General features: G+C 49.1%; 18 protein-coding genes and 1 pseudogene. 7 read left to right on the forward strand and 12 right to left on the reverse strand.

Translation table 11 applies throughout. The annotated features are described in order from the left end of the window. Positions 1 to 86 precede the first annotated feature (86 nt). Positions 87 to 1,568, forward strand: coding sequence for an aldehyde dehydrogenase family protein (locus GJV52_RS00495; protein WP_095502621.1), 1,482 nt, complete (start codon positions 87 to 89; stop codon positions 1,566 to 1,568). A gap of 152 nt (positions 1,569 to 1,720) precedes the next feature. Here the strand turns inward: GJV52_RS00495 and GJV52_RS00500 are convergent, their stop codons facing one another. The 7 genes from GJV52_RS00500 to rpsF form a co-directional block, all read right to left on the reverse strand. Continuing rightward, positions 1,721 to 2,056: a YbaB/EbfC family nucleoid-associated protein gene (locus GJV52_RS00500; RefSeq protein WP_095502622.1), complete on the reverse strand. Its 336-nt coding sequence runs from the start codon at positions 2,054 to 2,056 to the stop codon at positions 1,721 to 1,723. A 166-nt stretch (positions 2,057 to 2,222) separates the two neighbouring features. Continuing rightward, positions 2,223 to 4,247: a DNA polymerase III subunit gamma/tau gene (dnaX, locus tag GJV52_RS00505; protein ID WP_100563009.1), complete on the reverse strand. Its 2,025-nt coding sequence runs from the start codon at positions 4,245 to 4,247 to the stop codon at positions 2,223 to 2,225. 175 nt (positions 4,248 to 4,422) lie between these two features. Then, positions 4,423 to 5,508 carry a lytic murein transglycosylase B gene (gene mltB / locus GJV52_RS00510; protein ID WP_100563007.1) on the reverse strand — a complete coding sequence of 362 codons (1,086 nt, stop codon included), beginning with the start codon at positions 5,506 to 5,508 and terminating at the stop codon, positions 4,423 to 4,425. A 190-nt stretch (positions 5,509 to 5,698) separates the two neighbouring features. Then, positions 5,699 to 6,151 (reverse strand): 50S ribosomal protein L9, encoded by a 453-nt coding sequence (gene rplI, locus GJV52_RS00515; protein ID WP_095502625.1) that lies wholly within the window; start codon positions 6,149 to 6,151, stop codon positions 5,699 to 5,701. Positions 6,152 to 6,165: 14 nt separating this feature from the next. Next, complete coding sequence (gene rpsR, locus GJV52_RS00520) at positions 6,166 to 6,396, reverse strand: 30S ribosomal protein S18 (protein ID WP_054599043.1); 231 nt, start codon at positions 6,394 to 6,396, stop codon at positions 6,166 to 6,168. Positions 6,397 to 6,402: 6 nt separating this feature from the next. After that, a complete protein-coding gene (priB, locus tag GJV52_RS00525; RefSeq protein ID WP_195690074.1) occupies positions 6,403 to 6,705 on the reverse strand; it encodes a primosomal replication protein N in 303 nt (100 codons plus the stop codon). Beyond that, positions 6,702 to 7,073 carry a 30S ribosomal protein S6 gene (gene rpsF, locus GJV52_RS00530; protein ID WP_095502627.1) on the reverse strand — a complete coding sequence of 124 codons (372 nt, stop codon included), beginning with the start codon at positions 7,071 to 7,073 and terminating at the stop codon, positions 6,702 to 6,704. The genes priB and rpsF overlap by 4 nt, the downstream gene beginning before the upstream one ends. Before the next feature lie 260 nt (positions 7,074 to 7,333). Between rpsF and pstS the strand changes: the two genes are divergently transcribed. From pstS to phoR, 6 genes are all read left to right on the forward strand, one after another. Then, on the forward strand, positions 7,334 to 8,467 hold the full coding sequence (pstS, locus tag GJV52_RS00535) for a phosphate ABC transporter substrate-binding protein PstS (RefSeq protein ID WP_100563005.1): 1,134 nt from the start codon (positions 7,334 to 7,336) through the stop codon (positions 8,465 to 8,467). A 120-nt stretch (positions 8,468 to 8,587) separates the two neighbouring features. Next, positions 8,588 to 9,547, forward strand: coding sequence for a phosphate ABC transporter permease subunit PstC (pstC, locus tag GJV52_RS00540; RefSeq protein WP_100563003.1), 960 nt, complete (start codon positions 8,588 to 8,590; stop codon positions 9,545 to 9,547). Then, positions 9,544 to 10,386 (forward strand): phosphate ABC transporter permease PstA, encoded by an 843-nt coding sequence (gene pstA, locus GJV52_RS00545; protein ID WP_100563001.1) that lies wholly within the window; start codon positions 9,544 to 9,546, stop codon positions 10,384 to 10,386. Before pstC ends, pstA begins: the two co-directional genes overlap by 4 nt. Positions 10,387 to 10,441: 55 nt before the next feature. Continuing rightward, a complete protein-coding gene (gene pstB, locus GJV52_RS00550) occupies positions 10,442 to 11,197 on the forward strand; it encodes a phosphate ABC transporter ATP-binding protein PstB (RefSeq protein WP_095502631.1) in 756 nt (251 codons plus the stop codon). Positions 11,198 to 11,348: 151 nt separating this feature from the next. Further along, on the forward strand, positions 11,349 to 12,044 hold the full coding sequence (phoB, locus tag GJV52_RS00555) for a phosphate regulon transcriptional regulator PhoB (protein ID WP_095502632.1): 696 nt from the start codon (positions 11,349 to 11,351) through the stop codon (positions 12,042 to 12,044). After that, a complete protein-coding gene (gene phoR / locus GJV52_RS00560) occupies positions 12,037 to 13,353 on the forward strand; it encodes a phosphate regulon sensor histidine kinase PhoR (RefSeq protein WP_095502633.1) in 1,317 nt (438 codons plus the stop codon). The genes phoB and phoR overlap by 8 nt, the downstream gene beginning before the upstream one ends. A gap of 105 nt (positions 13,354 to 13,458) precedes the next feature. Here the strand turns inward: phoR and GJV52_RS00565 are convergent, their stop codons facing one another. The 5 genes and pseudogenes from GJV52_RS00565 to GJV52_RS00585 all read right to left on the reverse strand — a co-directional run bounded on the left by GJV52_RS00565 (position 13,459) and on the right by GJV52_RS00585 (position 16,071). Beyond that, complete coding sequence (locus tag GJV52_RS00565) at positions 13,459 to 14,127, reverse strand: nitroreductase family protein (protein WP_095501796.1); 669 nt, start codon at positions 14,125 to 14,127, stop codon at positions 13,459 to 13,461. A gap of 72 nt (positions 14,128 to 14,199) precedes the next feature. Next, positions 14,200 to 14,631, reverse strand: coding sequence for an organic hydroperoxide resistance protein (locus GJV52_RS00570; protein ID WP_095501797.1), 432 nt, complete (start codon positions 14,629 to 14,631; stop codon positions 14,200 to 14,202). Positions 14,632 to 14,785: 154 nt separating this feature from the next. Beyond that, positions 14,786 to 14,860: pseudogene (locus GJV52_RS13480) on the reverse strand (hypothetical protein); the annotation flags it as partial. Next, on the reverse strand, positions 14,851 to 15,141 hold the full coding sequence (locus GJV52_RS13150; protein WP_095501799.1) for a ferritin-like domain-containing protein: 291 nt from the start codon (positions 15,139 to 15,141) through the stop codon (positions 14,851 to 14,853). The pseudogene GJV52_RS13480 and the gene GJV52_RS13150, both read right to left, overlap by 10 nt. A gap of 303 nt (positions 15,142 to 15,444) precedes the next feature. Next, complete coding sequence (locus GJV52_RS00585) at positions 15,445 to 16,071, reverse strand: glutathione S-transferase family protein (RefSeq protein WP_095501800.1); 627 nt, start codon at positions 16,069 to 16,071, stop codon at positions 15,445 to 15,447. Positions 16,072 to 16,256: the final 185 nt, after the last annotated feature.

Below are 16,256 nucleotides of genomic sequence, written 5' to 3' on the forward strand. Positions count from 1 at the left end.
ACTCAATAGCAAAAAATACTATGCTAGCCCTTAAGCGTTTCGCTTACAGTCAACTACAACTGCTAAAAAATACAGGAGACAGCAACATGGCAAAAGATTTAAACGTTTTTGACAAAGAATACGGCTTATTAATCAACGGCGAATGGACCAAGGGAAGCGAAGGTAAATTATTGACTTCCACTAACCCGGCCAATGGCGAAGAATTGGCTAAATTCGTTGATGCCAGCGATGCTGACGTAGATGCCGCCGTTGCCGCCGCCCAAGAAGCATTCAAAACCTGGAAAAAAACCACCGTTACCGAACGCGCCGCAATCTTGAACAAAATCGCCGACATCATTGATGAAAACGCCGAATTGTTCGCCCTGCAAGAAACCCTCGATAACGGCAAACCAATCCGCGAGACCCGTGCTGCCGACATTCCGTTGGCTTCCGATCATTTCCGCTACTTTGCCGGTGTGATTCGCGGCGAAGAAGGCACGGCCACCCAATTGGACGAAGAAGATTTGTCGCTGATTTTGCGCGAGCCAATCGGCGTAGTTGGTCAAATCATTCCGTGGAACTTCCCATTCTTGATGGCTGCTTGGAAAATCGCGCCTGCATTGGCGGCCGGTTGTACCATCGTATTGCACCCTTCTTCCAGCACTTCACTGAGCCTGCTGTCTTTCGCGCAAAAAGTGAATGATGTGTTGCCAAAAGGCGTGTTCAACGTGATCACCGGTAAAGGTTCGAAATCCGGCGAATACATGCTGCATCACAAAGGCTTCAACAAGCTGGCCTTTACCGGCTCGACCGAAGTCGGCCGCCGCATCGGTATCGCAGCTGCAGAAATGTTGATTCCGGCCACTTTGGAATTGGGCGGTAAATCAGCCAACATTTTCTTCGACGACATGCCGTTTGACAAAGCGCTTGAAGGTGCGCAAAAAGGTATTTTATTCAACCAAGGCCAAGTGTGCTGTGCCGGTTCGCGTATTTTCGTGCAAGAAGGTATTTACGACAAATTCGTTGAAGCTTTGGCAGAAGAATTCAAGAAAGTCAAAGTCGGTCTGCCTTGGGAAGACGATACCCAAATGGGCGCGCAAGTCAACGCCGGCCAATTGGAAACCATTTTGAAATATGTGAAAATCGGTGAACAAGAAGGCTGCCGCATCATTACCGGCGGTAAAAAAGCCGAAGGCGATTTGGCCGGCGGCGCATTCTTGGAGCCAACTTTGATCGAAGCCAAAGACAACGATGCCCGCGTTGCCCAAGAAGAAATCTTCGGCCCGGTAGCGACTGTCATCAAGTTCAAAACTGAAGAAGAAGTCATCAAAATGGCCAATGATTCAGAATACGGCTTGGGCGGCGGTGTTTGGAGTAAAGACATCAACCGTTGCTTGCGCGTATCACGCGCCTTGGAAACCGGCCGCGTCTGGGTAAACTGCTACAACCGCCTGCCTGCACACGCACCGTTTGGCGGCTACAAAACTTCCGGTATCGGCCGTGAAACCCACAAAATGATGTTGGCTGCTTACACTCAAGTGAAAAACATCTACATTTCTACCCGCGAAGAGCGCGAAGGCATGTATTGATTTTCCATGATTGATTGAATGAGACCGTCTGAAAGATAATCTTTCAGACGGCCTTTTATCATTTCGCTCTTTAAACTCATCAATAACAAAACCGCTGTTTCTGCCTAAGCAAAACAGCGGTTTTGTTATTTTTGAGCAAACCCTTTGGCCGATTAACGGAAAAAATCACCCATACCGGCCGGCAAACCTTGGGTAAACGCGCCCATGGTTTTGTTGCTGGTTTCTTCGGCTTTGGCAGACGCATCGTTTACTGCGGCCAAAATCAAATCTTCCAACATTTCTTTGTCATCAGCCGCTTCTTTAATCAAGTCTTCGCTGATGTCGAGTTTGCGTACCACATGCGCACAAGTCATGGTTACTTTCACCAAACCGTTGCCCGCTTCGCCACTCACTTCGGTTTCAGCCAATTTGGCTTGGGCTTTTTTCATGTTTTCCTGCATTTGTTGGGCTTGCTTCATCAGCCCTCCTAATCCGGCTTTTCCGAACATCGTATGCTCCTAATTTGCGTGTATGAGAAAATTATTCAAGGCGAATCCTATCAGGTTTTGCCCCTGCTTGCACGGGCTAATGATGAAATAGGATTCAAGGCCGTCTGAACGTATATTTCCGACAATCGGTTTCAGACGGCCTGATTCAAGTATTGATTCCTTAGTATCAAGATTCGTTGGTTTGCTTTAATTCCAGCGTATCCGGCAGCCATTGCGCTTCAAAGGTTTGCAAAATCTGCTGCGCGGTCGGATCGGCATCCAACAAATCCTGTGCCTGTTGCCGCCCTTCTTGCTGCAAACGCCGGCGGCGCATGGTCGGCGTTTCCCAACCTTGATCATCTTGCCACGGCTGGGTTTGCAGCTTCAGCGGCAAATTATAAGCTGCGGCCAACACGTTTTGGATTTTGTCCAAACGCTCTTTGTTGGTGGTGGCTTTGGCTTCGCTGGTGAGCGACAAGGTCATCAAATGCGTATCAGGATTGTAATTCACCCAAGCGGCATGCTGCGCCAACATTTGCGCGGCACCAAGCTTTTTCGCAAAACGCTGTACCAACAATGCCCAATTTTCCGGCTGGAAATCAGGCACGGCGATAAATTGCGGCTCGTCCTCTTCCTCATCATCAGTTTCAGCGCTTTCATCCGCAATCGGCGGCACAGGCAGCGTATCCGGTTCTACCGCAAAATCATACGAATCTTCGCCGAAATAAGGCGGCGGCATGTCTTCTTCATCGGGTTCAGACGGCTGATAAGATTCGTCAGAGGCCGTCTGAATTTCTGCTGAGTGTTGAATCGGAATGCTTTCCGTTTCAATGTGTTGCGGCTGAGTTTCTTCTGCAACAGCAGGCAGCTCATTTGAAACAGAGGCCGTCTGAAACGGCTCGGTTTCTGCCGTTTCATTTTCCGGCTGCTCCTCCCACGGCGGAATGTCTTTTGCTTGCGGTTCTTTTTCAGACGGCATGATCGCAGCAGTTGATGCCGTCTGAATATTGGGTTGATTTTCAGACGGCGTCGGAATCGTCAGCGGCTTTTTTGCAGCGGTTTCCTTATGTTCCACTTCCTGCAATTGCGTGTGTTCAACCACATCATTCACGCCATGCGCTTGAGCGGCCAAAGGCGCAAACGCCAGCATACGCAGCAAAGTCATCACAAATCCGGCGTATTCATCGGGTGCCAAACTCAAATCCTGTTTGCCGTGAATCGCGCATTGGTAATACAGCTGAATCTGCTCGCCGCTCATGGCTTGGCTCAATTGCAGCAAGGCTTCGCGCTCGGGGTCGTCATTGCCCACGGCAGAGGGCACGGCCTGAATCAGCGCCAAACGTTGCAACAGCATTGCCAGTTCGCTCAATGCGCTGTCGAAACCAATTGCGCGGGCGGCCATTTCTTGCGCCTTGTTGAGCAAGGCTTGACCATCTTGATTGACTACACTTTGCAGCAATTCATACAGGTAGCGTTTATCCACCGCACCAATCATCTGGCGCACATCGTGTTCGGCCACTTTACCCGAACCCATTGCAATCGCCTGATCAAGCAAACTCAAGGCATCGCGCATCGAGCCTGCCGCCGCCCTGCCCAGTAGTTGCAAAGCAGTGGCTTCGTAAGGAATGGTTTCACTGTCCAACACATGCGCCAAGTGGTCGGCCACTTGCTGCGTGGTCATGTTGCGCAATACAAACTGCAAGCAGCGGCTCAACACGGTAATCGGCACTTTATGCGGATCGGTAGTCGCCAAAATGAATTTCACATGCTCAGGCGGCTCTTCCAGCGTTTTCAGCATGGCGTTGAACGCGCTTTTCGACAGCATATGCACTTCATCGATAATATAAACTTTGTATTTGCCTGCAGTCGGCGCGTATTGCGCGTTTTCCAATACTTCGCGGATATTGTCGATACCGGTATTTGAGGCGGCATCGATTTCCAGCAAATCGACATAGCGGCCGGCATCAATTTGCGTGCAGCTTTGGCACACGCCACACGGTTCGCCGTGGTCGGCATGCTCGCAGTTGAGGCTTTTGGCCAAAATACGCGCAATAGTGGTTTTGCCGACACCGCGCGTACCGGTCAAGAGATAGGCATGGTGCAGACGGCCTTCGTCCAAAGCGTTGCGCAATGCTTTGACAACGTGTTCTTGACCGACTAAATCGGCAAATGTTTTCGGACGCCATTTACGGGCAAGCACTTGATAAGCCATGTCTTTTCTCTACTTCATAATAATCAGGCCGCCTGAACAATCTATTCTTTCAGACGGCCTATTGAAAGATGATGCATTTTAACATTTTTGGCGCATAAACGTGCAAATGCATTGTTTGCCGCCATAAACAAAACCACTTTGTTGCGGCAACAAAGTGGTTTTGGCGTAAGTGAGATTACAAACCGGCAGCGCCAACGGCATTGGCAATATCGCGCACGGCGGTCACATACATGCGGCTGTTGTTGTATTTCCAAACGCTGTAGAAATTATTCAAGCCCAAATAATATTCGTACACACCCGGGCTGGTTTCCAAACGATACAACACTGCTTTTTCATGGTCGGCTACCGGCGTTTGCGGCATCACCCCCAAGGCTTTGAAATCAGCCACGGTGCGGGTAAGCGCGGTTTTCTCATCGATAATCGCCTGCAAGTGTGGCGTGATGTTCAGGCGCACAGGCACCACCATTTTGCCGCCGGTCTGCCAGCCGTGTTGTTTCATGTAATTGGCCACCGATGCGGCCACATCGCCGATGTTGTTCCAAATATCACGGCGGCCGTCACCATCGTAATCCACCGCCCACTTGCGGAAGCTCGACGGCATAAATTGCGGCATACCCATCGCACCGGCGTAGCTGCCTTTAAAGCTGAATACATCGCGGTTTTCTTCTTTCGCCATCAGCAGTAATTCGCTCAATTCGTTTTGGAAAAACTCAGCACGGCGCGGATAATCAAACGCCAACGTGCTCAAGGCATCGGCCACACGGAAACTGCCTGTGTTGCGGCCGTAATTGGTTTCAATGCCGATAATCGCCACAATCAACTCAGCCGGTACGCCGTATTTGCGCGCCACATCGTCAATCACTGCGCGGTTGTCGGCATAGAATTGGCGGCCATTGTTGAATTTAGCCGCGCCCGAATTACCGGTGCGGAATTCATACCATGGGCGCGATGTGCCCGGGCGGTACACAATATTGATGATGTTGCCTTTGTACACCACACCATCAAAGAAATTTTGCAATTCGGCAGCGCTCAAGCGGCCTTTAGCGGCTTCGTAACGGATAAAATTCTGCACATTCGGATTGGCATTGAAACCGCTGCTCGCCACTGATTCGGCAGCAGCATCGAAAGTCGGACGCTTCTCGGCTTGCTTCACCGGTTTCACTGCTTGCGCATCGCGGGTGATGCTCGGCTTGTTCGATGTGCTGCACGCAGCCAATGCCGCGATAACGGCAACGGAAAGGAATACAAGAGACTTTTTCATGGGATATCCGTAAATGTGAGAAAGGGCTTGAGTGTAACAAAATTAAGCGCTTAGATAAACCCTTTGAGATTAAACGTGGAATATTTGGATTTATCTCAGGCCATCTGAAAATAATGCCTTTATAAAACCCATAAAAAAAGGCCGTCTGAATTTCAGACGGCCTTTTTAATCAATCACGATTCATCAATGATTATTCGGCAGCAGGAACCACCACAACATTGATTTTCGCAACAGCGTCAGTGTGCAGAGCCACTTCAACTTCGTATTCGCCAACGGCTTTCAATGGGCCTTCTGGCAAACGTACGTTGGCTTTAGCAGCTTCAACGCCTGAAGCAACGATGGCTTCAGCGATGTCGGCATTGGTTACAGAACCGAACAGACGACCGTCAACACCGGCTTTTTGAGCGATGGTAACAGTTTGACCGTCCAATTTTTCTTGACGCGCTTTAGCATCAGCCAAGATTTCGGCTTGTTTGGCTTCCAATTCGGCACGACGTGCTTCGAATTCTTTCATGTTGGCTTCGGTAGCGCGTTTGGCTTTACCGGTTGGAATCAGGAAGTTACGGGCATAGCCGTTTTTCACGGTCACGATGTCGCCCAGATTACCCAAGCCGCCGATTTTTTCTAACAGAATAATTTGCATGTTCTAAGCTCCAATTATTTGTGTTGATCGGTGTAAGGCAACAGAGCCAGGAAACGTGCGCGTTTCACAGCAACCGCCAATTGACGTTGGTAGTGTGCTTTAGTACCGGTGATGCGGGCAGGGATGATTTTGCCGTTTTCAGAAATGAAGTCTTTCAACAAGTCAACTTGTTTGTAATCAACTTCTTGGATTTTTTCAGCCGTGAAACGGCAGAATTTTCTACGTTTGAATGATTGACGAGCCATTGTCGTTTAACCTTTATATTCTTTAATGTTCTGTATGCGGAGTATCGGTCGCGGGAAGCGTTGACTGCGTTGCGCTAAAAAGCCTTCTGCTTCAACCATCATGCCTTGCCGATACTGCCATTCTTCAGCTTGCTTACCTAAAATCCGCGCGGGCATGTCGAATTTGACCAGACATTGTTGTCCGTTTTCTTCCTGCCATGATTCATGCTTGAGCACAATATCCAATACAGGAATGCCTGCCGGCGTGTACCTCAGCGTGCCGATTTCGGCGAGCCGGGCGGTAAGGCGGATAAGATTATTCAATCTTATTCGGCTGCTGCAACTTCTTCAGCCGCACCGTTCAGCAAGTTTTTGGTTTTCTCGCCGCCCATCATGACAGATGGCTCGGTAACAGCGTTTTTGGTTTTGATGGTCAGATGACGCAATACAGCATCATTGAAGCGGAAAGCAGTTTCCAGCTCAGCCACAACTTCAGGTGTGGTTTCTACGTTCATCAAAACATAGTGTGCTTTGTGAATTTTGTTGATTGGGTAAGCCAATTGACGACGACCCCAATCTTCCAAACGGTGAATGGTACCGTTGGCTTCGGTAATCATGGCTTTGTAACGTTCAACCATCGCAGGCACTTGCTCGCTTTGATCAGGATGAACGATAAACACGATCTCGTAATGACGCATGTTATCTCCTTATGGATTCATAAACAGCCTTCTACCATGCGAAAAGTAAAAGGCAAGGTTGGAAAACGTTCGATTATAACGTTTATGGATTGAGTACACAAGCTATTGATGATTTTAAATGCTGCGTCGTGGCGGATTTGTATCATTTCAGAATGATGTAACAGTTTGTAACATTTCCTTGAATTTGTCATGAAGTTGTAATACTTGCTGGATAAACTTGCCGCGTTATCCAAACAACCCTCCTAACAAGGACACCTAAAATGAAAAAATCTGCTTTCGTGGTAAGTATCGCAACTGTTTTGGCATTGGCTGCTTGTGGCGGCGAATCCAAAGCACCTGAAGCACCTAAAGCCGGTGCGGCGGCAACAACAAATGAAGCGCCTAAAGCGGCTGACGGCCAGCAGCAGCCGGTGGGCTTGGATGTGACCGGTGCCGGCGCATCATTCCCACAACCTGTTTATGTGCAATGGGCAAATGCTTTCCAACAAGCAAGCGGCAACCGCATCAACTACCAATCAATCGGTTCTTCCGGCGGTGTGAAACAAATTACCGCGAAAACCGTTGATTTCGGCGCCAGCGACTCACCTTTGGATGCGGAAAAATTGGAACAAGAAGGTTTGGTTCAATTCCCTACCGTAATTGGCGGCGTGGTGCCTGTGGTAAATGTTGAAGGCGTAGCAGCCGGTCAATTGAAATTAACCGGTGAATTGTTGGCCGAAATCTACTTGGGCACCATCACCAAATGGAACGACCCGAAAATCCAAGAATTAAACGCTGATGTGAAACTGCCTGACGCGAATATTACCACCGTATTCCGTTCAGACGGCTCGGGCACCAGCTTCATTTTCACCACTTACTTGAGCCAAGTATCTAGCGGCTGGAAAGACCAAGTCGGCGCGGCCAATACCGTGAAATGGCCGACGGCTGCCAGCGGCGTAGCCGGTAAAGGCAACGAAGGTGTGGCGAACTATGTATCACGCGTGGCCAACTCTATTGGTTATGTTGAGTATGCCTATGCCAAACAAAACAATATGTCGCACATCCAATTGAAAAACGCGGCCGGTAATTTCGTGCAGCCTTCGCAAGAAACTTTCGCTGCGGCTTCTAAAGTGGATTGGAAGAGCGTAAAAGGCTTCAGCTTGGTGTTGACCAACCAGCCTGATGCCAACGCGTGGCCTTTGGCGGCGGCAACATTCATTTTGATGCACAAGAAAAATGCGGATGCGACGAAAGCAAAAGCAGCTTTGGCATTCTTTGATTGGGCCTACACCAGCGGTGACGAAGCGGCTCAAAAACTGGATTATGTGCCGTTGCCTGCCGAAGTGAAAGACTTGGTACGTCAAGAATGGGCCAACATCCAAGATGAAAACGGTCAGGCGGTTTTCACTAAATAATGTATGAATCAGGCCGTCTGAAAGCAAAAATGTATTCTTTAGCCAATACATTTTTTCAGACGGCCTCTTTACATCACACCCTGCGTATCCGGCCTCATTAAATCTATAAAAGGCACACTCATGCAAACCTCTTCCGCACAGAAACTCAAACGCCAGCAGCAGCTTGATGCGCTGTTTGTCGGCTCGACGCGTTTTTTTGCCATACTGGTTTTGGCCAGTTTGGGCGGGATTCTGCTCTCGCTGATTTTGGGCGCGATGCCGAGTATTGAAAAATTCGGTTTCGGCTTTTTTACTTCTTCCAACTGGGATGCCGTGGCCAGCGAATATGGCGCACTGGCACCGATTTACGGCACGATTGTGACATCCGGCTTAGCCTTGCTGATTGCCGTACCGGTGAGCTTCGGTATTGCGGTGTTTTTGACCGAACTCTGTCCGGTTTGGCTGCGTAAGCCTTTGGGCATTTGCGTGGAATTATTGGCCGGTATTCCTTCGATTATTTACGGTATGTGGGGTTTGTTTGTGTTTGCGCCCTTCTTTGCTGAGCACTTTCAGCCGTTTTTCATTGAATATTTCGGTGCGATTCCGGTGATTGGTTCGCTGTTTCAAGGCGCGCCGATGGGTATCGGCATTTTCACCGCTTCGCTGATTTTGGCGATTATGATTATTCCATTTATTGCTTCCGTGATGCGCGATGTGTTTGAAATCACGCCGCAGCCTTTGAAAGAAGCGGCTTACGGCTTGGGCAGCACACAATGGGAAGTCATCCGCAACGTGGTCTTGCCTTACACCAAAGCCGGTGTTATCGGCGGCATTATTTTGGGCTTGGGTCGCGCTTTGGGCGAAACCATGGCGGTGACCTTCGTGATTGGCAATACTTTCAACATCAGCCCGAGCCTGTTCAATTCCGGCGTATCGATTACTTCCGCACTGGCAAACGAATTTGCCGAAGCGGTTGACCCGCTGCACTTATCCTCACTGCTCTACTTGGGCTTGATTCTGTTTTTCATCACTTTTGTGGTGCTGTGTTTCGCCAAAATCTTATTGCTCAGAATGCAGCAATCTGAAGGGAAAAAATCATGAGCAACAGCATTTACCAACGCCGCTTGTGGCAAAACCGCTTTTATCTGGGCGTGGCCTACGTCACCATGGCATTCGGCTTATTTTGGCTGGCGTGGATTTTCTACACCTTATTGAGCAACGGCTTCAGCGGTTTGTCGGGCACGCTGTTTACGCTCGACACCCCGCCGCCGGGCATGGAAGGCGGTTTGCGCAACGCCATTTTGGGCAGCTTTATGATCACCTTGTTTGGCCTGTTGGTCGGCACACCCATCGGCCTGATGTGCGGCATTTATTTGGCGGAATTTGGCCAAAACAGCAAGCTGGCACAAGCCACGCGTTTTATGAACGATATTTTGCTGTCGGCACCATCGATTGTGATCGGTTTGTTTATCTATGAATTGGTTGTTGTGAAACAAGGCCACTTTTCCGGCTGGGCTGGCTCGTTGGCGCTGTCGTTATTGGTGATTCCGGTCGTGGTTCGCACCACCGAAAACATGCTGAAGCTGGTGCCAAACAGCCTGCGCGAAGCGGCCTTTGCACTCGGTGCGCCGAAATGGAAGCTGGTAACGATGGTGACCTTAAAATCCGCCAAAGCAGGCGTATTGACCGGCATTATCTTGGCTTTTGCCCGCATCACCGGCGAAACCGCCCCGCTGCTGTTTACCGCAATGAACAACCAGTTTTTCAGCACCAACATGAATCAGCCGATTGCCAACTTGCCCAACGTCATCTACCAATTTGCCATGAGCCCGTATAAAGACTGGCACCAACTGGCTTGGGCTGCGGCCTTGCTGATTGCCGTAACGGTATTAGTCGCCAACATTCTGGCACGCTATTTAGGGGCGGCGAAAAAATCATAAGGTCAGCCGACCGGCGATACGCCCTCCACACCATTCATCCTATTAAGGAAACAAAATGACCGCCAAAATCGTGACAAAAGATTTCAACTTCTACTATGGCTCGTTCCATGCGTTGAAAAACATCAATTTAGAAATTCCGGAAAAACAAGTCACCGCCTTCATCGGCCCATCGGGCTGCGGCAAATCCACCCTGCTGCGCGCACTCAACCGCATGCACGACCTGTATCCGGGCAACCGCGGCGAAGGTGAAGTTTTGCTCGACGGCCGCAACATTTTCGATAAAAACGTCGATTTGAACCTGCTGCGTGCCAAAGTCGGCATGGTTTTCCAAAAGCCAACGCCGTTTCCGATGTCGATTTACGACAACATCGCTTTCGGCGTAAAACTGTATGAAAAACTCAGTCGCAGCGAATTGGACGACCGTGTAGAATGGGCATTAAACAAATCGGCTCTGTGGGGCGAAGTGAAAGACAAGCTCAAGCAAAGCGGCAATTCATTATCCGGCGGCCAGCAGCAGCGTTTGTGCATTGCCCGCGCGATTGCCACCAAGCCCGAAGTTTTGCTGCTGGATGAACCCACTTCCGCGCTCGACCCGATTTCGACCGCCTATATTGAAGAATTGGTGACCGAACTCAAACACGATTACACCATCGCCATCGTGACCCACAATATGCAGCAGGCCGCGCGTGTGTCCGACATCACGGCGTATATGTATTTGGGCGAATTGGTCGAAGTGGGCGACACCAAAACCATCTTCACCAAGCCGAGCAAAAAAGAAACCGAAGACTATATTACCGGTAAATTCGGTTAAACTTGAATGGCTTAACGCTTTAATAATAGGCCGTCTGAAACCGAAGCCATACCTTTCAGACGGCCTGATGAAAACCATGTTGCGTATGGTGTTTCAAACCGATTGCAAGGCCGTCTGAAAGTCAAACGCAACCCAACAAAGAGAGAAAAACATGTCCGCCTATATCCTGATTGTAGAAGACGAGCCTGCGATTGCCACCTTGATTCGTTTCAATCTCGAAGCCGCCGGTTACCGCGTGGCCACCGCCGAGCGCGTCAGCGATGCCGAGAAGCTTTTGAAAAACGAATTGCCCGATCTTATCTTGATGGACTATATGCTGCCCGACGTGTCCGGCGTCGAATACATTCAACAATTGCGCGGCCAGACCCGCACGCAAAACCTGCCCATCATCATGCTCACTGCCCGCAGCGAGGAAAGCGACAAAGAGCTGGGCCTGAACATCGGCGCCGACGACTACATCACAAAACCTTTCTCACCGCGCGAACTCATCGCCCGCATCAACGCCCTGCTACGCCGCATGGCACCGCAAAAAAGCAAACAGGTTTTAGAAATTTTCGGCATCCGCTTGGATGCAGAAAACCGCAAAGTTAGCACCACCGAAGGCATTGAATTGCAACTCAACCCAAGCGAATTCAAAATCTTACACTTTTTCATGGCACACCCCAACCGCCTCTACAGCCGCAGCCAATTGCTCGACATGATTTGGGGCGATCACGTTTTTATTGAAGAGCGCACCGTTGACGTGCACATCCGCCGTTTGCGTCAAGGCTTGGAAAAAGCCCAACTGTCACATTTAGTGCAAACCGTCCGCGGCGGCGGCTACCGTTTCGGCAACAACAATGAATAATCTCGTTTACCTGATTCCTTCCATACTCGGCATTTTGTTTGCCGCAGCCGCCGGACTGGCCTTTTGGGGCGTGTCCGGCGCGTTTATTGTCGCCTTTGCCACGCTCAGCTTCATCAGTTTGCTGCACATCCGCCAGATGTACAAACTGCTCGACTGGCTGAAAAATCCCGAGCCGGAATCCATTCCCTTTGCCAGCGGCATTTGGGACGAAGTGTTTTCCACCCTGCTCAAGCAAAGCCGCAACCGCCGCAAGCAAAAGCGCAAACTGAAAAATGCCTTGATGCGTTTCAACCGCGCTGCCGAAGCCCTGCCCACCGGCGTGATGATTTTGGATAAAGACATGCGCATCGAATGGCAAAACCGCCTTTCCGCCACCCATTTCAACCTCAACCGCGAGCGTGACCGCAACGGCATTTTGCTCAACCTCATCCGCCTGCCCGAGTTTCATGCCTTTATGGAACAAACCGAGCAGGTACAAATCCGCTTGGCCGTGCCGCAAAATCACCCGATTCCGCGCACGCTGCTAATTACCCGCTGCCCATTTGAAAAAAACACCCAAATGCTCATCAGCCAAGACGTCAGCACCGTCGAGCAGGTGCAAGCCAGCCACACCAGCTTTGTGGCTAACGTATCACACGAATTGCGCACGCCGCTAACCGTCATCAACGGCTTTTTGGAAACCATGCGCGATATGCCCGATATTCCCGATGAGCAGCGCCAGCAATTCATCAGCCTGATGCAAAAAGAAGGTAGCCGCATGCTCGATTTGCTCAACGATTTGCTCACCCTATCCAAGCTTGAAAGCCAGCACCACCAAGAGCAAAACAAAGAGCTGATCAGCCTAAGCCTGCTGAGCCGACAATTGTTTGAAAGCACCAAAACCTTTTCAGACGGCCGCCACCACATCACCGAAGACATCGAACCGGAATTAAGCATTCGCGGCATTCAGCCTGTGTTGTACAGCGCCTTAAGCAATCTCGCGTTCAACGCCGTGCGCTACACACCCGAAGGCGGCAAAGTACACATCAGCCTGAAACCCGAAGGCGAACACCATGTCCGCTTCAGCGTCAGTGACACCGGCCCCGGCATCGCCCCCGAACACATTCCGCGTCTGACCGAACGCTTCTACCGTGTTGACACCAGCCGCTCGCGCCAAAGCGGCGGCACCGGCTTAGGGCTCGCCATCGCCAAACATGCCTTGGCCGCGCACGACACCAAAATCGAAGTGGAAAGTGCATTGGGCGAAGGCAGCACGTTTTCCGTATTGTTTGAATTGGCAGCTGAAATGCCGATTGACATTAAATTGTAGGTTTGCATAAAGCAAAGGCCGTCTGAAATTTCAGACGGCCTTTGATTTTAAATAAATGTGAACCAGTTATATCACCGCTCATAAATCCAAAACATTTGCAAAAACTTATGAATGAAATACCACTGTTTCACTTTGCGGGGCACGCGGTTGGATATAGCTCTTGGCAGTAGAATCCGGTTTGGGTCTGCCAAACGACATGCCCAACACCAGTTTGTAGTTATCAGGCACATTCAATTCTTGGCGAACCACATCAGGGCTGTAGATCAACGCGATTTGCGGCACACTACCGAAACCGCGTGCAGTCAGCGACAACATAAAATTTTGCGCCAGCATGCCCACATCCAATGCGGTAAACACGTTGTCGGTAATATCGGGCATAAAGAAGAAAGCGGCATGCGGTGCGCCATAAAAGCGGGCATTTTCTTCGGCAAAACTTTTACGCCCTGCTTTGTCTTCACGCAAAATGCCGTATGCGTCATACAGACGTTGGTAAGAATCGCGCATGCGGTCTTCATACACCCCAGTAAAAGCGTGCTGATCATAAACAAAATCAGGCGCAAGATTACCGGTTCGGAATCCTTCAACCAGCTTGTCGGACAAACGTTTCAGCTCCTCACCCGAAACAATATGCACCAACCAAGGTTGTGCGTTCACGGCAGACGGGGCACGCAGCGCATCTTTTAATACCGCGTCCAGCTCTGCTTGGCTCAATGGTTCAGGCAGATATTCACGAATGGATTTGCGTGTTTGGGCTGTTGTTGAAAAATCTAACATTTTCATATCCTTTTCCGATTGATTATCAAGATAAAAGGCCGTCTGAAATTTCAGACGGCCTCTTGCTTGATTTTACAAATCAAATGTTTGTACCACATTCACATGCAAGCGTACGTCCACATTGCCGCGGGTCGCATTTGAGTATGGGCAGACTTCGTGTGCTTTTTGGATCAGTGTTTTTGCTTCTTCTACGCTCAAACCTTCTACGGTGATGGTGATATCCAAATCCAAAGAGAATGCGCCACCGGCTTTTTGACCGATGCCCACACCCACGGTAGTACTGGATTTAGTTGGTTTGAGACCCAAAGTCGGCGCAACGTGGTTCATCGCGCTGTCGAAACAAGCCGCATAGCCCATGGCGAAAAGCTGCTCAGGATTGGTGCCGGTTTTGCCGCTTTCGTTTTGAAAGCTGACCAAATCGAAACCGATTGAACCGTCATCAACTTGAGTGTGACCATCGCGGCCGCCGGTAGCTGTGGCTGAAGTGTGGTAGAAAATTTTCATGTTACGTTCCTTTCAATTTAATAAGTTGGGAAAATCAAAAATAAAATCAAAACTTAAATTACATTCTTTTCGACAAATAAAGCGGCTCGCCCAGTTTTTCCAGCAAATTCAATTCTTGCTCCAACCAAGACAAATGCTCTTCTTCGTCTGCCAAAATTTCTTCAATTAAGATGCGCGTGGTGGCATCGTGTTCGTTGCTTGCTGTTTCTGCCCATTGATTTAAACCAATACGCGCATTTTTTGCAGCTCATAATCATTTTCCAAAGCTTCGCGTAAATTACTGCCAATATTGGGTTGCTTGATGGTAAAACGAATTTGGCCACCCAAATCAAGCAGGCGATTTTGCAGCTTGATAATCGTTTCCGGCTCATCAGCAATTTTGCTTTCCATCTCAGTCGCCATCAAGCTTGCCCCTTCCGCATCAATCACCGCCACATGACTACGGTGCTGAATACTTGCTGACCAATAAACCGCCAACATCTCATTTAATAAATCGTGGATTTTATTCATTTGCTTGCTCCAAACTTAGACATTGAAACATTATATCTAACAATTAAATTGTGTACAATGTAATTTTGTAAAATTTTTAATTCAGTAGGTAATTACTCATCGAATATCCATGCTGTGATTAAACCAAACCTGCACCACCCAACCTAAATTTAATCGGGCTCACTGCCCAACAGAAAAATCAGACGGCCTGATTATTTACGCAACAACAAAGTCATTCTAAAGCAATACACCACTGTCGAATTCAAATAAAGTCAATAGGTTACTACAGCTTCCTATTTATTTCAGGCCGTCTGAAAATTTAAATCAGAATTGGTTTAAGCACAATTCACAGCCGGTTTTTTCTGCCACGCGCTGATAAGCCGGACGCGATTCGATTTGCTGCACATAGCGCACAATATTCGGGTAATCGGTCGGATTCGCCTGCCCCAAACCCCATTGCAGCGGAAAACTCAAGGCAAAATCTGCGCCGGTCAGCTGCTCGCCGGTAATCCATGTTTTGCCGTTAAGTGTTTGCTCAACATGATTAAAATACAAAGCCACCTGCCCTGCCGCGTAATCATTGTAGGCACCGAAATCAAATTTCTTCGACATCATGCCCAATAAATTGGCAGAAAACATCGAAGCCGCCACGCTTAACCAATAAGCAAATTGCGAATACTCATCGCTTTTTGCAGCCGGCATAAAGCGGCGCTCGTCATCATAGCGGTCAAGCAAATGCAAAATCATCGCATTACCCTCAGCCAAGGTCAGCGCACCATCTTGCAACACCGGCGCCTTGCCCAAAGGATGCAGCGCTTTCAATTCATCCGGTGCAAGATTGGTCTCCGGCAAGCGGTAATACACCGCCACATCGTAATCCACACCCAATTCTTCCAACAACCACGCAATACGGTGCGAACAAGAGTTGTTTAAGTAATGCAGTTTAATCATGGTAATTACTCCAAATTGTCATCAATGATTTACAGGGAAACAATATTTCTTCAAGCTCAACCAGCTTTTAATACGATGAAAACCATCATACGCGCATTTTATATTTTGAACAATATAATTTTAAAAAATACAATAGTCGTTTAACATAGGTCAAATTTAACGCGGCACCCGAAATAACTCACTTC

The sequence above is a fragment of the Neisseria brasiliensis genome, assembly GCF_009671065.1.
Classification (GTDB): Bacteria; Pseudomonadota; Gammaproteobacteria; order Burkholderiales; family Neisseriaceae; genus Neisseria; species Neisseria brasiliensis.

Bases quoted from the DNA above. Each gene is read 5' to 3' on its own strand.
- GJV52_RS13150 (WP_095501799.1), bottom strand. From the start codon at position 15,141: ATGAATAAAATCCACGATTTATTAAATGAGATGTTGGCGGTTTATTGG.
- GJV52_RS00495 (WP_095502621.1), top strand. From the start codon at position 87: ATGGCAAAAGATTTAAACGTTTTTGACAAAGAATACGGCTTATTAATC.
- GJV52_RS00500 (WP_095502622.1), bottom strand. From the start codon at position 2,056: ATGTTCGGAAAAGCCGGATTAGGAGGGCTGATGAAGCAAGCCCAACAA.
- GJV52_RS00565 (WP_095501796.1), bottom strand. From the start codon at position 14,127: ATGTTAGATTTTTCAACAACAGCCCAAACACGCAAATCCATTCGTGAA.
- phoR (WP_095502633.1), top strand. From the start codon at position 12,037: ATGAATAATCTCGTTTACCTGATTCCTTCCATACTCGGCATTTTGTTT.
- dnaX (WP_100563009.1), bottom strand. From the start codon at position 4,247: ATGGCTTATCAAGTGCTTGCCCGTAAATGGCGTCCGAAAACATTTGCC.
- rpsR (WP_054599043.1), bottom strand. From the start codon at position 6,396: ATGGCTCGTCAATCATTCAAACGTAGAAAATTCTGCCGTTTCACGGCT.
- pstC (WP_100563003.1), top strand. From the start codon at position 8,588: ATGCAAACCTCTTCCGCACAGAAACTCAAACGCCAGCAGCAGCTTGAT.
- pstB (WP_095502631.1), top strand. From the start codon at position 10,442: ATGACCGCCAAAATCGTGACAAAAGATTTCAACTTCTACTATGGCTCG.
- GJV52_RS00585 (WP_095501800.1), bottom strand. From the start codon at position 16,071: ATGATTAAACTGCATTACTTAAACAACTCTTGTTCGCACCGTATTGCG.
- pstA (WP_100563001.1), top strand. From the start codon at position 9,544: ATGAGCAACAGCATTTACCAACGCCGCTTGTGGCAAAACCGCTTTTAT.
- phoB (WP_095502632.1), top strand. From the start codon at position 11,349: ATGTCCGCCTATATCCTGATTGTAGAAGACGAGCCTGCGATTGCCACC.
- rpsF (WP_095502627.1), bottom strand. From the start codon at position 7,073: ATGCGTCATTACGAGATCGTGTTTATCGTTCATCCTGATCAAAGCGAG.
- mltB (WP_100563007.1), bottom strand. From the start codon at position 5,508: ATGAAAAAGTCTCTTGTATTCCTTTCCGTTGCCGTTATCGCGGCATTG.
- rplI (WP_095502625.1), bottom strand. From the start codon at position 6,151: ATGCAAATTATTCTGTTAGAAAAAATCGGCGGCTTGGGTAATCTGGGC.
- pstS (WP_100563005.1), top strand. From the start codon at position 7,334: ATGAAAAAATCTGCTTTCGTGGTAAGTATCGCAACTGTTTTGGCATTG.
- GJV52_RS00570 (WP_095501797.1), bottom strand. From the start codon at position 14,631: ATGAAAATTTTCTACCACACTTCAGCCACAGCTACCGGCGGCCGCGAT.